17 protein-coding genes are annotated in these 22,222 nt (G+C 46.5%); 14 read left to right on the top strand and 3 right to left on the bottom strand.

The genetic code is table 11. The annotated features are described in order from the left end of the window. Window positions 1-5: 5 nt before the first annotated feature. Window positions 6-2,135: a DUF5716 family protein gene (locus tag HNP82_RS08475; RefSeq protein WP_183773289.1), complete on the top strand. Its 2,130-nt coding sequence runs from the start codon at window positions 6-8 to the stop codon at window positions 2,133-2,135. 152 nt (window positions 2,136-2,287) lie between these two features. Here the strand turns inward: HNP82_RS08475 and HNP82_RS08470 are convergent, their stop codons facing one another. Beyond that, the gene (locus HNP82_RS08470) at window positions 2,288-4,279 is read right to left on the bottom strand and encodes a TIM-barrel domain-containing protein (RefSeq protein WP_183773287.1); all 1,992 of its coding nucleotides are present in this window, start codon (window positions 4,277-4,279) and stop codon (window positions 2,288-2,290) included. A gap of 16 nt (window positions 4,280-4,295) precedes the next feature. After that, window positions 4,296-5,489 (bottom strand): MFS transporter, encoded by a 1,194-nt coding sequence (locus HNP82_RS08465; RefSeq protein WP_183773285.1) that lies wholly within the window; start codon window positions 5,487-5,489, stop codon window positions 4,296-4,298. 173 nt (window positions 5,490-5,662) lie between these two features. Between HNP82_RS08465 and HNP82_RS08460 the strand changes: the two genes are divergently transcribed. The 7 genes from HNP82_RS08460 to HNP82_RS08430 all read left to right on the top strand — a co-directional run bounded on the left by HNP82_RS08460 (window position 5,663) and on the right by HNP82_RS08430 (window position 15,408). Next, the gene (locus HNP82_RS08460; RefSeq protein ID WP_183773283.1) at window positions 5,663-6,562 is read left to right on the top strand and encodes an AraC family transcriptional regulator; all 900 of its coding nucleotides are present in this window, start codon (window positions 5,663-5,665) and stop codon (window positions 6,560-6,562) included. A 496-nt stretch (window positions 6,563-7,058) separates the two neighbouring features. Next, window positions 7,059-9,713, top strand: a complete 2,655-nt coding sequence (locus HNP82_RS08455) for a valine--tRNA ligase (protein ID WP_183773282.1) — start codon at window positions 7,059-7,061, stop codon at window positions 9,711-9,713. A gap of 37 nt (window positions 9,714-9,750) precedes the next feature. Then, entirely contained in the window at window positions 9,751-10,596 is an 846-nt protein-coding gene (locus tag HNP82_RS08450; protein WP_330599504.1) for a YitT family protein, read from the top strand. Window positions 10,597-10,689: 93 nt separating this feature from the next. After that, window positions 10,690-11,343: a YesL family protein gene (locus HNP82_RS08445; protein ID WP_183773273.1), complete on the top strand. Its 654-nt coding sequence runs from the start codon at window positions 10,690-10,692 to the stop codon at window positions 11,341-11,343. Window positions 11,344-11,353: 10 nt separating this feature from the next. Continuing rightward, window positions 11,354-11,764 carry a zinc ribbon domain-containing protein gene (locus HNP82_RS08440; protein ID WP_183773270.1) on the top strand — a complete coding sequence of 137 codons (411 nt, stop codon included), beginning with the start codon at window positions 11,354-11,356 and terminating at the stop codon, window positions 11,762-11,764. 182 nt (window positions 11,765-11,946) lie between these two features. Continuing rightward, window positions 11,947-14,655, top strand: coding sequence for a cation-translocating P-type ATPase (locus HNP82_RS08435; protein WP_183773268.1), 2,709 nt, complete (start codon window positions 11,947-11,949; stop codon window positions 14,653-14,655). 153 nt (window positions 14,656-14,808) lie between these two features. Beyond that, complete coding sequence (locus tag HNP82_RS08430; RefSeq protein WP_183773266.1) at window positions 14,809-15,408, top strand: sugar O-acetyltransferase; 600 nt, start codon at window positions 14,809-14,811, stop codon at window positions 15,406-15,408. A 56-nt stretch (window positions 15,409-15,464) separates the two neighbouring features. Here the strand turns inward: HNP82_RS08430 and HNP82_RS08425 are convergent, their stop codons facing one another. Then, entirely contained in the window at window positions 15,465-16,775 is a 1,311-nt protein-coding gene (locus HNP82_RS08425) for a hypothetical protein (protein WP_183773264.1), read from the bottom strand. A gap of 176 nt (window positions 16,776-16,951) precedes the next feature. Between HNP82_RS08425 and HNP82_RS08420 the strand changes: the two genes are divergently transcribed. The 6 genes from HNP82_RS08420 (at window position 16,952) to HNP82_RS08395 (ending at window position 21,985) form a co-directional block, all read left to right on the top strand. Then, entirely contained in the window at window positions 16,952-17,407 is a 456-nt protein-coding gene (locus HNP82_RS08420) for an acyl-CoA thioesterase (RefSeq protein ID WP_183773261.1), read from the top strand. A 1-nt stretch (window position 17,408) separates the two neighbouring features. Then, window positions 17,409-17,837: a Fur family transcriptional regulator gene (locus tag HNP82_RS08415; RefSeq protein WP_183773259.1), complete on the top strand. Its 429-nt coding sequence runs from the start codon at window positions 17,409-17,411 to the stop codon at window positions 17,835-17,837. A 2-nt stretch (window positions 17,838-17,839) separates the two neighbouring features. Further along, the gene (locus tag HNP82_RS08410; protein ID WP_183773258.1) at window positions 17,840-18,490 is read left to right on the top strand and encodes a cyclase family protein; all 651 of its coding nucleotides are present in this window, start codon (window positions 17,840-17,842) and stop codon (window positions 18,488-18,490) included. A gap of 58 nt (window positions 18,491-18,548) precedes the next feature. After that, complete coding sequence (locus HNP82_RS08405; protein WP_183773256.1) at window positions 18,549-19,679, top strand: aldo/keto reductase; 1,131 nt, start codon at window positions 18,549-18,551, stop codon at window positions 19,677-19,679. A 126-nt stretch (window positions 19,680-19,805) separates the two neighbouring features. Next, complete coding sequence (locus HNP82_RS08400; protein WP_183773254.1) at window positions 19,806-20,003, top strand: integrase; 198 nt, start codon at window positions 19,806-19,808, stop codon at window positions 20,001-20,003. A gap of 233 nt (window positions 20,004-20,236) precedes the next feature. Next, complete coding sequence (locus HNP82_RS08395; RefSeq protein WP_183773252.1) at window positions 20,237-21,985, top strand: DUF262 domain-containing protein; 1,749 nt, start codon at window positions 20,237-20,239, stop codon at window positions 21,983-21,985. Window positions 21,986-22,222: the final 237 nt, after the last annotated feature.

The raw sequence follows: 22,222 nt of genomic DNA, 5'->3' as shown, positions 1-22,222 counted from the left end.
AGAATATGAGTGAAACAGTGACAAAACTCTGGACCGGATATGATCTTGGAAATACATATTCTCAGATCAGTTGCTATAATGAACGCAAAAATGATGTGGATTCCATCTGTCTTCCGGGGAAAAAAAACGCTTACGAAATCCCGACACGGCTCTGTTTTAATAAAAAGGACGGCACATGGGTTTTCGGGGAGGACGCTGTGCCCGATAAAGGGCGGGAGTGGATTTTTGTAAAGGATTTCCTTGTGGACTATGAGGCTGTCCCACAGATCATGGCGGGGGATCAGGTCTTTGAAAAAAAGGAGCTTTTATATGAATTTATCAGACTTTCCCTGGAACTGATCCGCCGTTACTATCCCCACGGGCAGGTTCAGTGGCTGACTTTTACCTCCAGATCCTTCTCAAAAACACTGATTGATGATCTGATGGAATTTGGAACCCGCCTTGGAGTGTCACCGGGCTGTCTTAAAATACAGACCCATGTGGCCAGCTATGAGAATTATGCCCTGTGCCAGCCTAAGGAATTGTGGTCCCATGACGTAGGTCTTTTTGAATATGATGAAAACGGGCTGATCTACTGCCATTTAAGTATTAGCCGGAAGCATTCGCCGGTAGTTGTTGTTCCCTCTCTGTTGGATTTGTCCGCTTATCTTGGAGGCAGCGATTACAAAACACTGGCGCCGCCGGAGCTGGACCGGAGATTCCTGGATGTGATCAAGGAAGTTCTTGGAAAGCGCAACGTCTCCACTATCTATTTGGTGGGCGAGGGTTTTGACGGAGACTGGCTGAATCTGTCCATAAAGACGATGTGCAGCAACCGGAAGGGATTTATCGGACAAAACTTGTTTTCAAAGGGGGCCTGCTACACCAGTATGCTGGAAGCAACCCAGAAAAAGAACCAGCAGTTTATCGCTCTCTGTGATGAGATGATCCCGGTGAGCATTTATATTTCTGTGAACCGGGGGAGGGAGCGGTTTACAGTGGATCTTGTCAAGGCGGGATCAGACTGGTACAATCTTCAGGAAAATGTGGAATTTATTATGGACGGCACAGATACGGTGCCTCTCCATGTCCGGGATTTTGTATCCAACAAAGAGAAGGTCATTCCTTTAAAGCTGGAAAATATGCCCGACCGCCCAAACCGGACAACACGCATACGGATGCACCTTGAGTTTGAGGATGCCAATATCTGTCAGGTGATCATGGAAGACCAGGGCTTTGGCGCTCTGTATCCGGCAACAGATAAAACGTGGAAAATGCGTCTGAATGTGACAGAGTATCAGGCGTCTAATGATTTTATTCCGGAAGGCCGTCTGATCTTAAACCGGGAAGTAGCGGAGGCTGTCCCCTTTTATTTCCATATCAGCGGCATGAAAGTTTACTCTGTGGAAGAGCTGTGCTATTATATTTACGAAAATATTTATGCCGTAACCCTGGATATTTTTGGGGAAGACTTTTTCTACTGGCTGGAAAAGAAGATGAATGAGCCAGTGCTGGCCAAAAGCTTAAAAAACCTTATTAAAGCCGGGGCCAGTTTAAAAGAAGTGGTCCGTTATCTCATGAATTTTACTGATTATTATTCCCAGGAAGAGTGCAAAAAGCTTCTGGGGATCATTGATGATCTGTCACGGCAGAACCCCACAGAGGCCAAGAAGCTTATGGCGGACAATTATATTCGCTATTGCCGCTATGTGGAGGCTATCGCCTGCTACTGTGATGTGATCTATGAGATGGAGCATGTCTCCGGTGACGATGTAACCCGGGATTTTAAAGGGAATACATGGCACAACCTGGGTGTTGCCTACACCCGCCTTATGAATTTCCAAAATGCCAGAGACTGCTTTATAAAAGCATGGCATTTAAACCAGAATGAGGAATCATTAAAATGCCTGCTGTGGACAGCGAAACTTCTTGGAGACGAGACAACCTTTTTTGACGCTGTGGAAAATTCCAGCATGGAGCAGGATGAGGTGGAGGCTATTGTCAATGAATTTGACCAGGTGGAAGCAGATTCTAAGAGTGATAAAAATGAAAAAATGAAAGCAGTCCATGATATTTTTGAAGATAAAACAGGCGAAGGTTACCGGGAACGGAGGGACGCCTATTTATCCGGACTGAAACAGTGGTACCGGGGATAGAAAAAAAGATTGCCGCCCAGATAGTTTTGGGGGGCAATCTTTTTTTATTACCGCAGCGAAGACTAAATACCCCGCAGCCTACGCTGCGCTAACTATTCCTGTGCCCTGTCAGCTTGCTGCAAAATATTTGCCTTGCGGCTGTCTTTGAGTTCTTACTTGGCGTATGTTTTATAGTGTCCCGCGAGATCGTAGTCTTTTGAAACGCCATCATCATCATACAATGTATAGGTTGCGCCTTCATAGCCTAAAAGTTCCAGATTCCGGGTATCAATGGCGTCCACAGTCTCCGCAGGAGCGGCCAGGGGGATACAGTGGCCTTTGCGCACAAAGAGAGGCACTTCATTGAGGGCAACCTGGATATAGTGGTGCCCCGCTGCCATGATCTCAGAGAAAATGGAGCCGTCGGGCATAAATTTTACAAAAAGCATTTCTTCGAGCAGGTAAACGTAGCGGCCCGGAGCATTTTGAGTGTATACCGGCGTTACCATGACTTCATTGCCAAGAATGAGCTGATCCTCGATGGAGGTGGCCATAGGATCATCAGGGTAGGCAAAAGCCAGAGGCTTAAAGTAAAGATCATCGTTTAGGGCTGCTTTCATAAACTCACTGTACAGGTAAGGGATCAGACGGTAGCGCACGCTGATGACGTGGCGGAAATCTTCAGGGCGTTCAAAGCGGTAGCATTCCTGCTCACGTGTGCCAAGGGCGGAGTGATCCCGCATCAGGGGGGTGAATACGCCGAAGGCCAGCCAGCGGAGCAAAAGATCCCGGGTCGTGTTGCCGGAAAATCCGCCCAGATCCGCACCTGTGTAGAGGAAGCCGCACATATTTAAGGATGGCATCATCTTAATATTTAACAGTAGATGGGACCACCAGGATTTATTATCCCCGGTCCACACGCCGCCGTAGCGGTGCATGCCAATGTAGGAGGAGCGGGAAAACATGAGGACCCGCCGGCCGGGGCAGATGCGGTCAAAAGCTTCCCCCGCAGCCCTGGTCATGTAATATCCGTAAAGATTGTGGACTTTGTCATGGCGGACTTTGATGCCGTCCATATCATGGTAAAAGGCGGCATAATCTCTGGGGCTGTTTTTAATGCCGTTGACCTTGTCGTTGAGAAGAAACTGGGGAATTTCCTCCGGATCCATTGCGGCAAAATCTTTCAGAAATGCCTGAAGATCATCCATGCCTTCGTCGGAATAAAAGATGGCAGGTTCGTTCATATCGTTCCAGAAACCGTCAATTCCCGCGTCAGTGAGAACTTTATATTTGGAACCAAACCATTGGCGGGCCTCTGTGTTCAGCACATCAGGGAAATGGGTGCGCCCCGGCCATACTGTGGCGGCAAAATCGCTGCCGTCCTCCCGCTTACAGAAATATCCGCCGGCCTTTCCCTCTTCATAAATGGAATATCCGTCCTCAATTTTTACACCGGCGTCGATAATAGGGACAAGATGGATCTTGCTGGCTTTCATGTCCTTTACAAAAGCCTCAAAGTCCGGAAAGTTTTGGGGATTTACTGTAAAGTCTTTGTAATCTTCCATGTAGTCAATGTCCATATAGACCATATCCAAGGGAATGTGGCGGCTGCGGTATCCTTCCACTACGTCTTTAAAATCTTTTTCTGTTTTATATCCCCAGCGGCTCTGACCAAAGCCAAAGGCAAATTTCGGCGGTATATAACTGCGCCCTATGATTTTGCGAAACTGGCGGATGACATCCAGAGCTGATGTACCATCAATGATATATAAGGTCAGGTCTGAGCCCTCACAGCAGACGGTGAGTGTATCCTGATAGCTGTAGCCGATATCAAAGGTGATCTTCGCGGGATAGTCGAAAAATAACCCCATATTGCGCCGGCCGGATAGAACAATAAAGTTGTGGGCGGCGTACAATGACTCCAGATCCTCGGTATGTAAAGGCTCGTCATTACAGTTATTTACATAAATATAGCCCCGCTTATTTATGCCACGGTTGGCTTCGCCGAGGCCATAGACGATGTCGTCATCGGCCATAGTATATGTCCAGGAAAAGCCATTGTCCAGGGATATTATGCCGGCCTCAGGTATGTCTTTACATTCGGGGATCGTTGTGATGACTGCCTCCGTCTCTATTGGGGCACCAAAAATATATTTTTTTATCATGTCTTTACCTCCGTATTTATAATTTTTTCGTCACAGTTATATGCAGCTTTTCTGACATGATCACCATAATGACCAGAAAGACGAGGAGAAAAGCCGGGAACAGGGATATGGACACGCACTGGGCGATAAGGCCGAACAGTGGAGGCATAAGGCAGGAGCCTACATAGGCGAAAGCCATCTGGATGCCGATCACCGCCTGGCTGAGTTCTGGCCCGAAGTTAGCCGGTGTCTCGTGGATAATGGATGGATAGATGGGCGCGCAGCCAAGGCCGACGCAGATCAGGCCTGCCAGCAGCACAGCCTCCCCCGCGGAAAGAAACACAAGGGCAATACCTATGGCGGCAATGATTTGGCCAATGCGGATCATGTTTCGGTCATTAAAGCGCAGGGTAATAAATCCGCTGATGAAACGGCCGACAGTAATGCCCAGATAAAAAAGGCTTGCCCATTGAGCGGCGGTTTCCGCCGGAATCTCTCTGTACATTGTGCAGTAGCTGGCAGCCCACATGCCCGCAGTAGCTTCCAGGGCACTGTAGCAGGCAAAGCACAGAAGAACTTCCTTGATCCCCGATCGGCCTAGAAGCTGCCGGAGGGTGAGCCGCTCTCCTCTGGCTTTTGCGTGGGCTGTCTGAGGCGCCGGATTCATATTTTTATATGGGCTGGAGGTTCTTTTCCAGAGGGGCAGGGTAATGAGCAGCACACATGTCAGCGCGATCTGTATGACGGAGATGATCATATATCCGCCGTTCCACCGAAGTCCCCCTGTGATGGCCCAGCCCATGATTACGGGTCCTGTGCTGGCGCCGATACCCCACATGCAGTGGAGCCAGCTCATGTGACGGGCCGGATAGTGGAGGGCAACAAAATTATTCAGAGCGGCGTCTACGCTTCCGGCACCCAGGCCGTAAGGGATCGCCCACAGGCACAGTGCCAAAAATGAATGACTTGTGGAAAATCCAAACAGAGCAATCGCCGTCATGCATACGCTGATGGCTGTAACCTTTCCTGTGCCGAGTTTCCGGGTAAGCCGGTCACTGGCAAGACTGGATACGATAGTTCCCGCGGAGATGATCATGGAAATCCCTCCCGCCCAGGAGACAGAGGCGCCAAGATCTAAATGCATGGTCGGCCACGCCGAACCAAGGAGAGAGTCGGGAAGGCCGAGGCTTATAAAAGCGAGATAAATAATAATAAGCAACAAAGATGTCATAAAGAGTCCCTCTCTTTTCTCAGAATTTTTGCATAGGAAACGTCATAATAATATTTATTATGACGTTTCCTGCGCCGATCTTTTTTTATTATAAATCACGAATCTTGAAATTGCTTGCAGTATTTCATATAATTATAACACAATATTAGCTTTTTGAATGTGAGGTAAATATTATGGATAGCACACTGAAAGAAAATGTTCCTCACGGGACGCCCCAAAAGCCTATGGCAGCTATGCATTTTCAGGTGCCTGCAGGGAGCGCCTGCCCGGATCACTTTTTTGTGCGCCGGCACTGGCATGACAATGTTGAGATGATAAAGATCCTCCGGGGGACATTTAAGGTGGAGATTGATTTGGAGGAGGATTTCCTTGAGCCGGGAGATATATGTATTGTGGGCGGCGGAAAATTGCATCAGCTTCGCGGATTTACGCCGGGTTCTATCCATGACGTATTTCTCTTTCATCCGGGACTTTTGTCATTTGCCTACAATGACGGATTCCAGGAGGAAGTGCTTGCTCCATGGCTTGAGCAAAAGCTTTGCTTTCCCCAGGTTATCCGGAAAAATTCAGCGGAATATAAATTTTACGGCCGATATGTCAGTGAACTCATAGACCTTGGACTGGAGGCGGGGGAGGACTGGTATTTTCGCTGTAAAATGAAATTGCTGGATTTTCTTTATCAGGGGTGGAAAGGGGGATATCTCTTAAAAAAGGCTGGGTCCCCTTTGTCGCCGGGAGAAAGGGAGATGATTGACCGATATAAACGAACCGTTTCTTTTATAGAGGAGCATTTTTCAAAGAAGCTGACCCTGGATGACATTGCCGGGGCGGCCCGGTGCAGCAGTCCTTATCTGTGCCGCTTCTTTAAAAACATGTCCGGTTACTCTCCTGTAGAGTACCTGATTTTTTACCGCGTCCATCAGGCTGCCGCCATGCTTGAGGAGACGACCAAAAATATCCTTGAGATAAGTATGGATTGCGGTTTTGATAATACCAGCTATTTCATCCGCAAATTCCGCCAGATCATGGGGATGACTCCGGGACAGTACCGTAAGACGGGGAGAGTAAAGTAAAGGTGTGTTATGAAAAGTCTTGACAAACAGGGAAAATACAGATAAGATAAATTTACAGTAAATTGGCGGCGGCTTTTGCCGCTTTATATGGAAAATGTAGTGAGAAAGAGGAGTAGGAATTCAACACTGACAGAGAAGAGGGCTCATCGGCTGCAAGGCTCTCCCGGAACGTGGATTTTGAAGGTAGCTTTTGAACAGGACGGCTGAGCATCAGGAAGGACGCAGTATCCGTAAGGAGGAGCAGACATTCTGAGAGTAGGCGGTCACGGGTCATTCCGTTAGCGATGGAGAGATGTGGATCAACATATCCATAAATAAAGGTGGTACCGCGAGCTTTCGCCCTTTTCGGGTGGAGGCTCTTTTTTTAGTAACAGTTTAGCCATCAGGGATGGCGCGGCTTTGCGAATGGCGCGGGTTGAATTGTTACTTTTTCATTCCCGCAGGCGGAGAATCCTGCTTTGCGGGATTCATTTTCAAATCAGAAAGGAAGAGATGAATGAATCTGGAAAAGACTTATGATCCTTCAGCCATTGAAGGGAAACTTTATACCAAGTGGCTGAATAAAAAATATTTTCACGCGGAAGTGGACCGCACAAAGAAACCCTTTACTATTGTGATTCCGCCGCCAAACATTACGGGAAAACTCCATATGGGCCACGCACTGGACAATACTCTTCAGGATATCCTTATCCGGTATAAACGGATGCAGGGATACAATGCCCTCTGGCAGCCGGGTACAGACCACGCCAGCATTGCCACTGAGGTAAAGATCATCGAAGAGCTGAAAAAAGAAGGCATTGATAAGGCGGATCTGGGCCGGGAAAAGTTTCTGGAGAGAGCATGGCAGTGGAAAGAAGAGTATGGCGGCCGTATTATCCAGCAGTTAAAGACGCTGGGTTCTTCCTGCGACTGGGACAGAGAGCGCTTTACTATGGACGAAGGCTGCAACAAGGCAGTTGAGGAAGTTTTCGTAAAGCTCTATGAAAAAGGATATATTTACAAAGATTACCGGATTGTCAACTGGTGTCCGGAATGTCAGACAACCATTTCCGACGCGGAAGTTGTCTATGAGGAGCAGGCCGGCCATTTCTGGCATATCAATTATCCTATTGTAGGCTCTGATGAAATGGTGGAGATCGCCACGACCCGCCCGGAAACCATGCTGGGCGATACAGCGGTGGCGGTCAACCCCAACGATGACCGCTACAAACATCTCATCGGGAAGAAGGTTATTCTCCCTATTGTTAATAAAGAGATTCCGGTGGTAGCCGATGAGTATGTAGATATGGAATTTGGTACCGGTGTGGTAAAAATTACCCCTGCACATGACCCAAATGACTTTGAAGTGGGAAAACGTCACAACCTGGAACAGATCAACGTGATGAACGACGACGGCACTATCAACGAGAACGGTGGTAAATACGCGGGTATGGATCGCTATGAGGCACGGAAGGCCATCGTTGAAGAATTAAAGAACCTGGGCCTTCTTGTGAAGATTGAGGACCATGTTCACAATGTAGGGACCCATGACCGGTGTAAGACAACTGTAGAGCCCATGATGAAGCTCCAGTGGTTTGTGCGCATGGATGAGATGGCAAAGCCGGCCATTGAGGCATTAAAATCCGGTCAGCTAAAGTTTGTCCCGGAACGCTTTGACAAGACCTATTTGAACTGGCTGGAAAATATCCGGGACTGGTGTATTTCCCGGCAGCTTTGGTGGGGACACCGCATTCCGGCCTACTACTGTGATGACTGCGGTCAGATCATTGTGGCGAGAAAAGCTGACGCCCCGGCAAAGTGTCCGAAATGCGGTTCCGCCCACATTCATCAGGATGAGGATACACTGGATACATGGTTCTCCTCTGCTCTGTGGCCTTTCTCTACCCTGGGATGGCCCCAAAAGACAGAAGATCTGGACTATTTTTATCCCACAGACGTCCTTGTGACCGGATACGATATTATTTTCTTCTGGGTTATCCGTATGGTATTTTCCGGCATTGAACAGACCGGAAAGGTGCCTTTCCACACAGTGCTGATCCATGGCCTTGTGCGGGATTCCCAGGGCCGGAAGATGAGCAAATCCCTTGGCAACGGCATTGATCCTCTGGAGGTTATTGATAAATACGGCGCTGACGCTCTGCGCTTTACCCTTGTGACCGGAAACGCTCCGGGCAATGATATGCGCTTTTACTGGGAGCGGGTGGAAGCAAGCCGTAATTTTGCTAATAAAGTGTGGAACGCTTCCCGCTTCATGCTCATGAACTTTGAGCAGGCCGGTGAAAAGGGCATTTCCATTGACGGGGTACAGCTTTCTGACCTGACTCAGGCGGATAAGTGGATCTTGTCCAAGGCCAACACTCTTGCAAAAGAAGTGACGGACAATATGGACCGCTTTGAACTGGGGATTGCAGTACAGAAGCTTTACGACTTTATCTGGGAAGAATTTTGCGACTGGTATATTGAGATGGTCAAACCACGTCTGTACAATGATGAGGATACGACAAAAGCTGCGGCTCTGTGGACGTTAAAGACGGTGCTGATCCAGGTATTGAAGCTTCTTCACCCATATATGCCTTTTATCACCGAAGAAATTTTCTGCAATGTACAGAGTGAGGAAGAGTCTATTATGATCTCCTCCTGGCCGGTATATAAAGAAGCCTGGAATTTCTCTGAGGACGAGAACGCAGTGGAAACTATCAAAGAGGCTGTCCGGGGCATCCGCAATGTGCGGGCGGGGATGAATGTTCCCCCAAGCAAGAAAGCCAAAGTGATCGTTGTCTCTGAAAACGAGGGCGTACGGCATATTTTTGAGAACAGCCGCAGTTTCTTCGCCACACTGGCCTATGCCAGCGAAGTCCTTGTGCAGGAGGATAAGGACGGAATCGGTGATGACGCCGTGTCTGCTGTGATCGAGGGGGCTGTCATCTACATGCCTTTTGCCGAACTTGTAGATATTGAAAAGGAGATCCAGCGCCTTGAAAAAGAGGAGGAGCGCCTCAACAAAGAGATCAAACGGTGCAGCGGCATGCTTGATAATCCTAATTTTGTCAGCAAAGCGCCGGAAGCTAAGATCACTGCTGAGAAAGAAAAACTGGAGAAATATACAAATATGCTGGCTCAGGTAAAAGAACGCCTGGCGGCTCTGAACTAATCAGGTTTTTGAAAACAAAATAGGAGTGGGAATGGCAATGAAAAAAGAAAAGATGATATCATTTTTCTGGCTCACATTCAGTACTGTCTTAATGGCTGTCGGCGTTTATTTTTTCAAGTTTCCCAATAACTTTACTTTTGGAGGAGTGACCGGCTTTGCCGTCCTGTTTGCCAAGTTTCTCCCTTTATCTGCCAGTGATATCAGTTTCTGGCTGAATATGATCCTTCTGGGAGTGGGATTTATCTTTTTCGGACGGAAATTCGGGGCGAAAACCGCCTACACTACGGTACTTTTGTCGGTGATGCTCTCCGGTCTGGAACGGATATACCCTATGGCGCGGCCTTTTACGGACCAGCCAATGCTGGAGCTGTGCTTTGCCATAGCCCTCCCCGCACTGGGATCAGCCATTCTGTTTAATATGGGTGCCTCCAGCGGTGGTACGGACGTTATTGCCATGATCCTGAAAAAATATACAAGCGTCAATATCGGGATGGCTCTTTTGTTTACCGATATTGCCGCTGCTGCAGCCACCTGTTTTATTTTCGATATCCAGACTGGCCTGTACGCTTTCCTCGGCCTGACGGTGAAGTCCTTTATGGTGGACGGTATTATTGAAAATATCCACCTGTGCAAGTATTTCACTGTAGTGTGCAATGACCCGGAGCCGATCTGCCACTTTATTATTCACGACCTGAACCGGAGTGCGACAAAGGTGGAGGCTACCGGGGCATTCAGCGGACAGGCAAAGCATATTATCAACACTGTGCTGAGCCGTACAGAAGCTGTGCGGCTGAGAAATTATATTCACCGGACTCAGCCCTCTGCTTTTGTGATGATTTCCAACACAAGCGAGATCGTGGGAAAAGGATTTCACAGTATCTAAAATTTTCATAAACAAAAGTGAGGCTGCCTTGAAATTACCCTGGTATTCATGTATAATTAAATCTAGTTTAAAAGAAAAGGGGACTTTTGTATTATGGGTGGTATTTTCAGCATGGATAGTCCGTTGATGCAGGGACTTACAAAGCTTCTGGACTGTATTCTTCTCAGCATCCTGTGGCTTATTTTTTGTATTCCCATTGTCACCATCGGTGCCTCCACATCGGCATTATATTATACAGCCAATAAGGCGATACGAAATAACCGGGGATATATATGGCAGCAGTTCTGGAAAGGTTTTAAATCTTCCTTCAAGCAGTCAACAATCTTGTGGATCGTTATCGCCCTGCTTATGTTCCTGCTTTATAATGACGTAAAGATCGTAGGTATTTTTGGCGGTGACAGCAGTTGGGTGCTGGGCGCGAGGGTATTTTTTATCGCTTTCTTTGTTGTTGTGTGCATGGCGGCAGTTTACATATTTCCTTATGTGGCCCGCTTTTCGGCGTCCATTAAAAGTGTGGTTAAAAACTGTATTTTTATGATGGTCCGCCATCTGCCGTGGACGATCCTGGCGCTGGCAGTGGCCGCAGGCTCTCTGTTTATTATGTGGCTGTTCCCTATCGCCTTGTTTTTTATGCCGACAGTTGGCGCTTTGCTTGCGACCTGTATTTTTGAACAGATCTTTGTCCGCTATATGAGTGAGGAAGACCGGATGATGGAGCGCAAGCTGAACGGAAAGGAGTATCTGTAATAATCTGCTTATGAGAGAAAAGTTGTATCGTTTTATGCAGGGCCGCTATGGTCTGGACCGGCTGTCACAGGTGATGATGATCGGCGGTCTTGTGATTCTTGTCATTGCTTCCTTTGTGCGCCGGCCGGTCATCGTGAGTAATATCATCTATTTGGCAGGCATTGTGATTGTCATTCTCGGTTATGTCCGGGTGTTTTCAAGAAATATTCAGAAGCGTTACCGGGAAAATGAAAAGTTTATGAGTCTGACAGCAGGAATCCGCCGTCTGTTCAGCAAAGAAAAATATATGATGAAACAGCGGAAGGATTACCGTATTTTCACCTGTCCCGGCTGCAAGCAGAAGATTCGTATTCCAAAAGGTAAGGGAAAGATTGAGATTACCTGTCCCAAGTGCCGTACAAAATTTATAAAGAAGACCTGATTAAAACCTCAGGCAGATCATTGCTGATCTGTCTGAGGTTTTGCATATGGGAGATTTCCTTCACATATAGTATGATACAAGCGTCAAAAGATCATGGAGTGCGTCTGGGCGGCTATGGTTTTATGACGCACAAAACGGCGAAAAGGAGCAAAACTGTATGACGGGACAAGGAGGAAATCAAGTTGTATGAAGATCAGACCATCCGGCAGACTGCCGCACATCTGAAAACAGATATAAAAAACGGACTGACAGAGGAAGAGGCCAGAGAGCGGCTGAAAAAAAACGGTCCAAATGTTCTGGCAGACGACAGCCGTAAATCGGTTTTGACAATGGTTTTTGAGCAACTCAATGAACCGCTGATCTATGTACTTTTAGTGGCTGCTGCCGCCTCACTGTTTTTAAAGGAGGTTAGCGACGCGCTGATCATTATTATTGTTGTGGCTATGAACGCGGTTATCGGAGTGATCCAGGAAGGGAAGGCACAGAAGGCTTTGGAGGCGCTGAAACGTCTGGCCAGTCCTCACGCCCTGGTGCTTAGAGGCGGACATTTTTCAAAGATTCCCGCCAGTGAGCTTGTCGCCGGGGATCTTGTAAAGGTCACTGCCGGCGACCAGATTCCGGCGGATCTCCGGCTTGTTTTTACCAGCCATTTTAAAGTGGATGAATCTTTGCTGACCGGCGAATCAGTGCCGGCTGGGAAGGACGCTCTGTTTTTGACCGAGGGGCCTAAAGGGCCGGGAGACTGTAAAAATATGGCTTTTATGTCTACAGGCGTAACTTCCGGGAGTGCCATGGGGATCGTGACGGCCTGCGCTATGGATACTCAGATCGGAAAAATCGCCGGTCTGCTCAAGGCAACCCCACAGGAATCTACGCCTCTGCAAAAGCGCCTGGCAGATCTTGGTAAATTTTTAAGTATTGTGGCGGTGACTCTGTGCGTGGTTTTATTTGTCATTGCTGTAGGGCAGCGCAGAAACATACTGGAAATGCTCATGACTGCCATATCTCTGGCGGTGGCGGCAGTCCCTGAGGGACTTCCGGCTATTGTGACCATTGTTTTGGCGTTAAGCGTATCCCGGATGGTTAAAGTTAATGTGATCATTCGCAGGCTGCCCTGCGTGGAGACTCTGGGCGCGGTGAATGTGGTCTGCTCCGATAAGACGGGAACATTGACCCAGAATCAGATGATGGTCACAAAAGTTTATTTGAATGGAAAGCTTACAGATATCTCCGGGACAGATACCTCCGGGGCGGATTGTTCTGTAAGGGATATTGCCGGGGCTGATCTTTTTATGAAAGGCTTTTTACTGTGCAGCGACGCTCTGATCTCAGAAAATGAACGTATCGGAGATCCTACAGAGCTGGCTCTTATAGAAATGGCTGCCGGGGCCGGCCTGGAACAGGAAAAAACCCAGGCCTGTTATCCCAGGATCGGAGAGATTCCCTTTGAATCTTCCAGAAAAATGATGACCACCCTCCATGACGGCCCGGATGGCGTCATAGGATTTACAAAAGGCTCCTGCGATATTTTGCTGGAGCGGTGTACCTACATTTATATGGACGGTCAAATACAGCCTTTGAGAAAAAGTCAGCGCGGGGACATCCTTAAAGCTATGGAGGGAATGTCATCAAGGGCGCTGCGGGTTTTGGCTCTGGCTTTTTGCCGTTACGAAGGAAGTTTTGACCGGAAAAATCTCCCGGCAGGGATTCCAAAAGAGGAGGGGCTGACCTTTCTGGGACTGGCCGGTATGATTGATCCGCCCAGACCTGAGACCCACCAGGCGGTGAGAGATTTTATGAAAGCGGGGGTGCGGACGGTAATGATTACCGGCGATCATTTGGATACGGCTCTGGCCATTGCCAGACCTTTGGGAATTGCCCGCGCCCGGTCGGAATGTATGAGTGGAAGCCAGCTTGACGCCATGGACGATGACCAGCTTGCTTCAGTGATCGACTCAGTCAGCGTTTTTGCCAGAGTGTCGCCGGAACATAAAGTGCGCATTGTGGGCGCCTTAAAAGCCCAGGGAAATATTGTGGCCATGACTGGCGACGGTGTCAATGATGCCCCCGCCTTAAAAGCAGCGGACATCGGTATTGCTATGGGAAAAAATGGTACGGACACGGCAAGGAGCGCATCGGATATGGTGCTGACGGATGATAATTTCGCAACTATAAAAAAGGCCATTGGTGAGGGCCGGGCTATTTACGGAAATATTAAAAAAGCTATTTTATTTTTGCTCTCCTCCAATTTCGGGGAGATCATTACCATGTTTGCCGCCGTCCTTCTGGGCCTTGGGACGCCTCTAAAGGCCAGCCATATTTTATGGATCAATCTCATTACCGATTCTTTGCCGGCCCTTGCCTTGGGTATTGACAAAAATGATCAGCACCAGCTTATGGACCGTCCGCCGAGAAAAGCCAGTGAAGGACTTTTCGCAAAAGGTGGTCTGTTTGTCACGTTGTTTTATGGATGTCTCATCGCCTTTATTAGCCTCTGCGCTTTCCTGACAGTACCTTACGGTATCCTCAAGAGCCAGGGAATGGCCATGACTCTTCAGGCCATTGAAAATCTTTTGCAGGATCCGGAGCTTTTGGCCAGGTGTCAGACCTATGCGTTTACGGTTCTTGGCATGTCCCAGCTCTTCCATGCCATTGGTATGCGCAATGTGGAGCGGTCAGTTTTTAAAATGAAGCTTTTTGAGAACCCGCTGATGACGATCTCCGTAGTGCTTGGTTTTTTTCTTCAGTTTATTGTCACTGAGATCCCATGGCTTGTCCAGGCTTTCGGAACTGTGCGCCTGATGGGATATGAGTGGGGAATCCTTATTTTTCTGGCGGCTATGCCCCTGGTGGCCCATGAGCTTCTCCTTATACGTCTTCCGGGAAAATAGATTTGGGGGCCGGACTTGTCCGGGAAAATAAACTGTGATATCCTATATTTCAAAGGTAACAGTTCAGCCCGCGTCTACGCTGAACTGTTACCTTTCAGGTAATGCCAACTACAGTATACAATGGCAGTTTTGCCGGAAATGAGGTATGACAAAATGAAAACGGAACGTGAGAAAATGACAGACGGCGAGATTTACATGACTGGCGACGCTCATCTGATGAAAGATAAATCCAGGGCAAGGACGCTGGCTGCCCGGTACAATGGGACGACAGAGGAGGAGGGAGATTTGCGGCGGTCGCTGCTCAAAGAACTCCTCGGTTCCTGTGACGATGAGATTTTTATTAAGCCACCCTTTAAGTGTGATTATGGATACAATATTTTTGTTGGGAAGAAATTTTTCGCAAACTTTGACTGTGTTATGCTGGACGCCGCGCCTATCTACATCGGGGATAACTGCCTTATGGGGCCGAAAACCTGTGTCTATGCGGTGAATCATCCCATGACTGCGGCGGAGCGGGCCACGGGGGCGGCAAAGGGAAAAGCTGTCCATATTGGCGATAATGTATGGTTCGGCGGCAACTGTGTCGTTCTTCCGGGGGTGACTATCGGGGACAATGTAGTTGTAGGTGCCGGAAGCGTGGTTGTCCATGACCTCCCCGATAACTGTCTGGCTGTGGGAAATCCGGCCAGGGTGGTGCGCTATATTGACCAGGAGGAGCGCAATGAGTTTTCCTATATTCTTGATCTGGATTGATACATTCATCAGGGGCGCGTGCGGCGTGTTTTGCCGCACACACCCCTGATAAGCATTTAACAGTGTTTTGGGCAGTCGGAAGTTTTTCCAGCCGTGGAATACTGAGACGGCGTATCGCAGGGAATGCGGGCAAAGGTAACGTTGTCGCAGTTACGGGCAGTAAGGGGGGCCACGGGATTTTTAGCGGTCTCAAAGCGGTAATCCATACCTTTGGCGCAGATTCGCTGGTCGATAATGTTATGACTGGCCACACAGTTGACGTCGTGGTTGACGATTTGCTGGTAGAGGAAGAAGCGGTCGCCTCTTTTCAGGCTGCCAACCGAGACAACATCCTCCTTTTTCTGGGTATTGCCTGACGTAGTGGCCAGGATTTTGCGGACATAATCAATATTTGGACCGAGAACAAGGATCTCCGGAAAGTCACCGCATGGGATTACCTGCTGCCATTCCCTGTGTTCATATTTATAGAGCAGGTCTTTGGCTTTGTGCAGATGGGCGATTTCCTGGTTCAGGCATTCTTCCCAGATGCAGCGGATATAAGGATCGCACTCCGATTCCATACAGGAATAATATAGATAGCATTCGGTGTATTCGTGCATCAGCAGATCTTCAAGCCATGTGGCACGGGTATCTTTTAAGCTCTCATACTGACTGACATGTTCTTCCTCGATCATGCCGATCTCCTGGTACAGACGGCGGCCGATATCGGACTTACAGTACAGGGGAGCTACGTTCATATAGTAATTCATGGTCTGCTGCTCCGCCGCCGTAATAATGTTGACATGGAGTTTGGTCAGCAGGGCGGCGGACTTGTTGTGGATATCTTTAAAAATGCTGTCCATAGGGCAGCGGTGTTCGGCGATGGTGGGCCGCCCTGGCGTGATCTCCGTATATCCGCCTACCAGTTTTTTCGGGTCCTGGCCGTATTCCAGATCAAGAAGATTGGAGTAGCGGTATAAATGGTCAAAATCTTCCAGCAGAGCCAGATCCATGGCGTTTTTGACATTGCAGTCGCATTCACGCTGCGCCATAACCGCGGTCAGGTCAACGGCAAGCTGTTCATAGCCGATGGTATGCTCAAGGATCGTTTCATCCTTGGGCTTTAAGCAGGCAATACGCTTTTGCTGCTGCTGTTCACTGCGCCGCGTCATAGCCAGTTCCCGGCGAAGATCGTTATCGGGACAGTGACGGGAAAAATTTCTGGAAAACCACTGGGCCTCAAATTCTGTACCGTTCATAAGAATGATACGGGTTTTGGTGTAGGGATTGACAGTGTTTTTATCATAAGGTCTGGGATACATGGTATTCCAGTCCATAAACGTCTGCTCAATGGCCATGGGACGCTGTTCAAATGGATTAAAGTGCATTAAAAAAACCTCCTTTCCCCATTATTATATGCATAATGAAAAATTAATTTCACAAAAGGGACAATGTCTGCTACAATAAAGGCATATTGCTAAAGTCCGATGGGATCAGGTATTAGTGGAAGTTTATGTTTGCCCCATAAAAGAATAGGACTTTTTAAAACGGAGATGAAATGACTATGAAAGAAATTATTATTCAACGGCCTTTTTCTTATGAGAGGACAGCCTATTATTATGAGACAGATCAGATGGGGATTGTCCATCATTCCAATTACATACGCTGGATGGAGGAGGCGCGGATCGCCTACATGGCCAGTATGGGGCTGCCTTATAAGGCGGTGGAGGAGGCATCGGTACTGATTCCGGTGCTGTCCGCACAGTGCGAATATAAAAATTATGTGAAGTTTGACGAGACTGTGGAGATATTTCCATCATTGACTTATTTTAATGGAATACGCATGACCATTGAGTACCGCATGGTTCACAAGGAGAGCGGGAAAATCTGCGCTGTGGGCAGCACAGGCCACTGTTTTACCACGCCGGATATGAAACCGCTGTCTTTAAAAAAGTCCAACAGAGAAATGTATGATATTTTTATGAAAGCCATGGAGTCCGGACAAAAGGAGACGGTGTAGGATGCCTGAAGAGAAATGTCAGAGAAATACCCACCAGAAAGCGGTGATTCTTGAATATATTAAAGCCCATGGCAGCGGCCATATACGGGCGGAAGATATTTTGACGGATCTGTCCATCCAGGGCGAGTCGGTGGGAAAGGCGACGGTTTACCGTTTTTTAAAAGTGCTGGAGGCTGAAGGGCAGATCCGAAGATATACCATATCGGATAAAGTGCCGGCTTGTTATCAATATATTGGCGATCAGCCGGAGTGCCGGCAGCACTGTCATCTGATGTGTACATGCTGCGGACAGCTTTTTCATGTAGAAAATCCCCTGATTCGGGAATTTGTCCGCCAGACTATGGAAAAAGAGGGCTTTTGCGTGGATGAAAGTAAGACGGTATTTTACGGTTTATGCCGGGAGTGCCGTATAAAAGAAGGGGGAGAGTAGTTATGTGGATAGATGTGACTTATCCGGTCAATGATAAATTGCTTATATATCCCGGAGATCCACCGTATGAAAGAACGGTTTGTTCGTCTATGGAAAAGGGAGATTACTGTAATGTTTCCCAGATCAGCCTAGGATGCCATACCGGCACTCATGTGGATGCGCCTCTCCACTTTGTTCCCGGTGGAGCCGGTGTGGATTTTATTGATCTTGACAGGATCAACGGCCCTGTACGGGTGATCGGCTATGATATTTTGGGGGACAGTCCACAGGATATTGGCCTGGAGTTTTTGAAAAGCTGCCATATTCATCCGGGAGAGCGGCTCTTGTTTAAGACGTCCAATGGCCGGCGCTTTAAAGGAAAAACACTGTTAAAAGACTATGCAGCCATTGATTTGGAGGCGGCAAAATATCTTGTCCGGATGGAGGTAAAATGTATCGGTATTGATTATCTCACCATTGAGCCGGCGGGCAGCGGGGATGGCGGGGTTCATAAGACGATCCTTGGCGCGGGGATACCGGTGATCGAGACATTAAGTCTGGAGGCTGTCACTCCGGGAAGATATGAGATGATGTGTCTGCCTCTGAGGCTGTCCGACGCGGAGGCCAGCCCGGTGCGGGCACTGCTGAAATCTACAGGGGCGGCAAAGGGGTGAAAAAGAAGTCGTTTTTCAAATGTGTTGGGATGCAATCAAACGTTAAAAAAGAGAAACTATGAGATACGAGATATTCAAAGATAATATAAAACTTTCCAAACTGGGATTGGGTGCTATGCGGTTGCCGCAGACAGAACCGGGATTTGCCGGCCCCATTGACGAACCAAAAGCGCAAGAAGTAATCGACTATTGTATGGCACATGGCGTAAACTACTACGATACGGCTTATATTTATCACGGCGGCAAATCCGAAGTGGTTTTAGGACGAGCCCTTTCTAAATATCCGCGGGATAGCTTCTATATAGCGGATAAATTCAATGTACAGGCAAATCCCGATTACGAAGCTCAGTTCTCCCAACAGATGAACCGGCTCCAAACAGAATATATCGACTTCTATTTGTTGCATGGAATCACTGACTTAACAGCCAGAGATTACAAAGCCTGCGGTTGTATCCCCTATTTTCAAGAACAGAAGCGCATGGGAAAAATCAATTATTTAGGATTTTCATTCCACGGTACACCGAACTGTCTGCGGGAACTGCTCAAACATAACTGCTGGGATTTTGTGCAGATCCAGTTAAATTACTATGACTGGTATCAAGGAACCGCAAAGCAGCAATATGAAATTTTGAAAGAGCAGGGCATTCCTATTATGGTTATGGAGCCTGTCCACGGCGGTATGCTGGCAAATTTACCCGAAGAATGTTTGCAGCTTCTCAAAAAGGCAGATGTTTCCCCGGCTATATGGGCACTTCGATTTGTGATGAATCTGCCGGGTGTAGCTGTAGCTTTAAGTGGTATGTCCGATATGCGGCAGACAGAAGAAAACGTAAACACTGCGGCTTTAGAATATCAGTTGACCGGCGAAGAATTGTCAAAGTTAGAAAAAATCAGCAGTATACTCCGCAAAAAGATAGCGGTTCCCTGTACCGGCTGCCGGTATTGCTGCGACAATTGCCCGCAAGGATTGGATATACCTTCGCTCCTGTCTGCTTACAATGACTATCGCGATGAAGCCGCTGCGTTAGGAAACAGCGATATGGCAACATGGCGACTGTTCCGTTTGAAAGCATTACCAGAAGAAAAAATGCCTACGGCTTGTATTGGCTGCGGAAACTGCACAGCACACTGTCCACAGGCATTGGATATTCCTCTCTATATGAAGGAAATGGCAAATTTACTGAAATAGCAAAGCCAGCCGAGCCAGTCAACCATACAACGCTCTTTGTAGAGGGAACTGGTAGAAAGGTATCTGTTAACGAAAACCGGGGTAAAGCCGAACACCCTGGCGAATTACAAATTTGTGAAGAACCTTATGAAAAAGGAGCCATTTAATGGGAAGAAGATTTCTCAGGTCAAGTATTTGATGAGGCATAGCGATATTGGAGTAATGTTGAACATCTATACTCATCTGGACCTGAATGATGCCGTGGATGAGCTGAAGTGGGTGGAAGAACTAGAGAATGCCAGAAAGGAAATGGAAAAGATAAACGGAGAGGGGACAGTTTCATAGAAAATGTTCCGGGCAATTTGAAAATAGCTGTGGATTGCGAATATCCGCTTTAATTAAAGAAAGAATACACTGACGCTCTGCTTCGGCAGGGCGTTTTCTTTAATAACTTAGCAGACAGAATCTGGTAAAAGAGGGAATATTTTGATATACTAGGGAAAGTGATGGACGGAATAGTAAACAGAGTCCATGAAAGAAAATTCATTTAGCTACAATTTCAGGTATAGGAGAGGAAAATGTCAAAATTAAATATAGATCAAAAAAGTGTCCGTACACTGTTCAGTGATAAAAAATCAGATTTTTTAATTCCGGATTATCAACGGCCATATGCATGGGGAGAAAAAGAGTGCCAGACTTTATGGGATGATCTTTTTTTGTTCGCTTTCCCGGAAAGTAATTGTGATAAATTTAATAGTGAGAGTGATGAATATTTTCTGGGGCCGATTGTTACCTTTAAAAATGATGATGGGAAGATGGAAATTATCGATGGACAGCAGCGCCTTACTACATTGATGTTATTGCTTCGTGCCTTTTATGAAAAATATGGCAGTATGAGAAATGATAAAGCTGTTAAAACAAGCAAATTTATTGAACAATGTATTTGGAAAACAGATGAATTTGGAGATCCGGATAAAAGTGCATTAAAAATTGATTCTGAAGTTGCAACAGATAAAGACAAAGAGGAATTCCTTAATATTTTAAAAACGGGAACGTTAACAGAAAAAGAAAAAAGCAGTTATGCGAATAATTATCGCTTTTTTCAACAGAAGATCGCAGAATTTCTGAACACCTATCCAGACTGGTTTTCTTTTTTTCCGATACGAATTATAAATAACTGTATACTGTTGCCCATAGAGGCTGAATCACAGGATACAGCATTGCGTATTTTCTCTACACTTAATGACAGAGGAAAACCACTTTCAGATGCCGATATTTTCAAGGCACAGTTTTATAAATATTACTCTAATAAAGGGGAGAAAGAGCAGTTTATCCGGCGCTGGAAAGAACTTGAGGTTCTTTGTGATTCTATATTTCATCCAATGACAGGAACCCCGATGGATGAACTTTTTACAAGATATATGTATTATGAAAGAGCTAAGCAGGGGATTAAATCTTCCACAACAGAGGCTCTTCGCAAATTTTATGAAAAAAATGCATATGCCCTATTAAAAAATGATCAGACGTTTGATAATTTGATTGACTTAGCATATTTTTGGAATGATGTACAAAATCAGAGCATAGAAAGGTTTTCGGATCGTATTTTGAGGAAACTTTTTGTTCTTAATTATGCACCTAATGGTATGTGGACTTATTTTGTCTCTGTCTATTACATGGCAAATCGAGATAGCCAGGGAATGCTGGAAGATGAAAAATTTTATAAATTTTTAAATAAGATCACAGCATTTATTTGGGCATATGCTATTACAAATCCAGGAGTTAATGCGCTTCGTACTCCTGTTTTTGCAGAAATGATTAATGTTGTGAATGATAGGCCAGTAAGTTTTATGGAATATCAATTCGGAACGCAACAACTACAAAATGCATTTAACAATTATGTATTCAGTAATAATAGAGCAATTACCAAATCAATATTAACATGGTGGGCTTTTCAGAATCCTGAACAAGAACTTCTTTCATTAGAGACAACGTTAGAAATTGAGCATATCTTTTCTAAAAACAGACAGGATAAAGAACATTCTCTGTCAAATCCAAGAAATCTGGAATCGCTTGGAAATAAAGTATTGCTTGAAAAGAGGATTAATATTCGTGCTTCCGATTATCGTTTTAGTGATAAAGTAAAATACTATATTGGATTTGAAAATAGTCGGAAACAAAAAAAAGCGGGAACCAGGATAAAAGAACTTCTTGAATTGGCGGAAAATGTATGTGATTTTACAGAGGCCGATATTGCTCAAAGAAACGCAAAGATTATTTTTAGTTTTATTGAATTTATGCATAGTAATGCACTTCTTGACGAGAATTAAAAATATAACAGTTATATAGCCGAAAGATGAATGTCAGTAACAGTAGTAACACCCCCATTCTTACTACGTTTTTACTACTTTTGACGGCCTCAATATGCCACATTTTGCCCCGTTTTGCTTATTTTGTGATTATTTTAACAATCTCAGCGGCAGCTACATACCCAATAGTCTAACTATCTACATTTCCTTTGACAATAGCTGAAAGAGATAACGGAATAGCAAAGCCCGCCGCCCTGC

The organism is Catenibacillus scindens (assembly GCF_014202115.1).
Taxonomy (GTDB): Bacteria; Bacillota; Clostridia; order Lachnospirales; family Lachnospiraceae; genus Catenibacillus; species Catenibacillus scindens.
The sequence above is the reverse complement of the archived record's forward strand: the minus strand, read 5'-3'. Positions and strand labels throughout refer to the sequence as shown.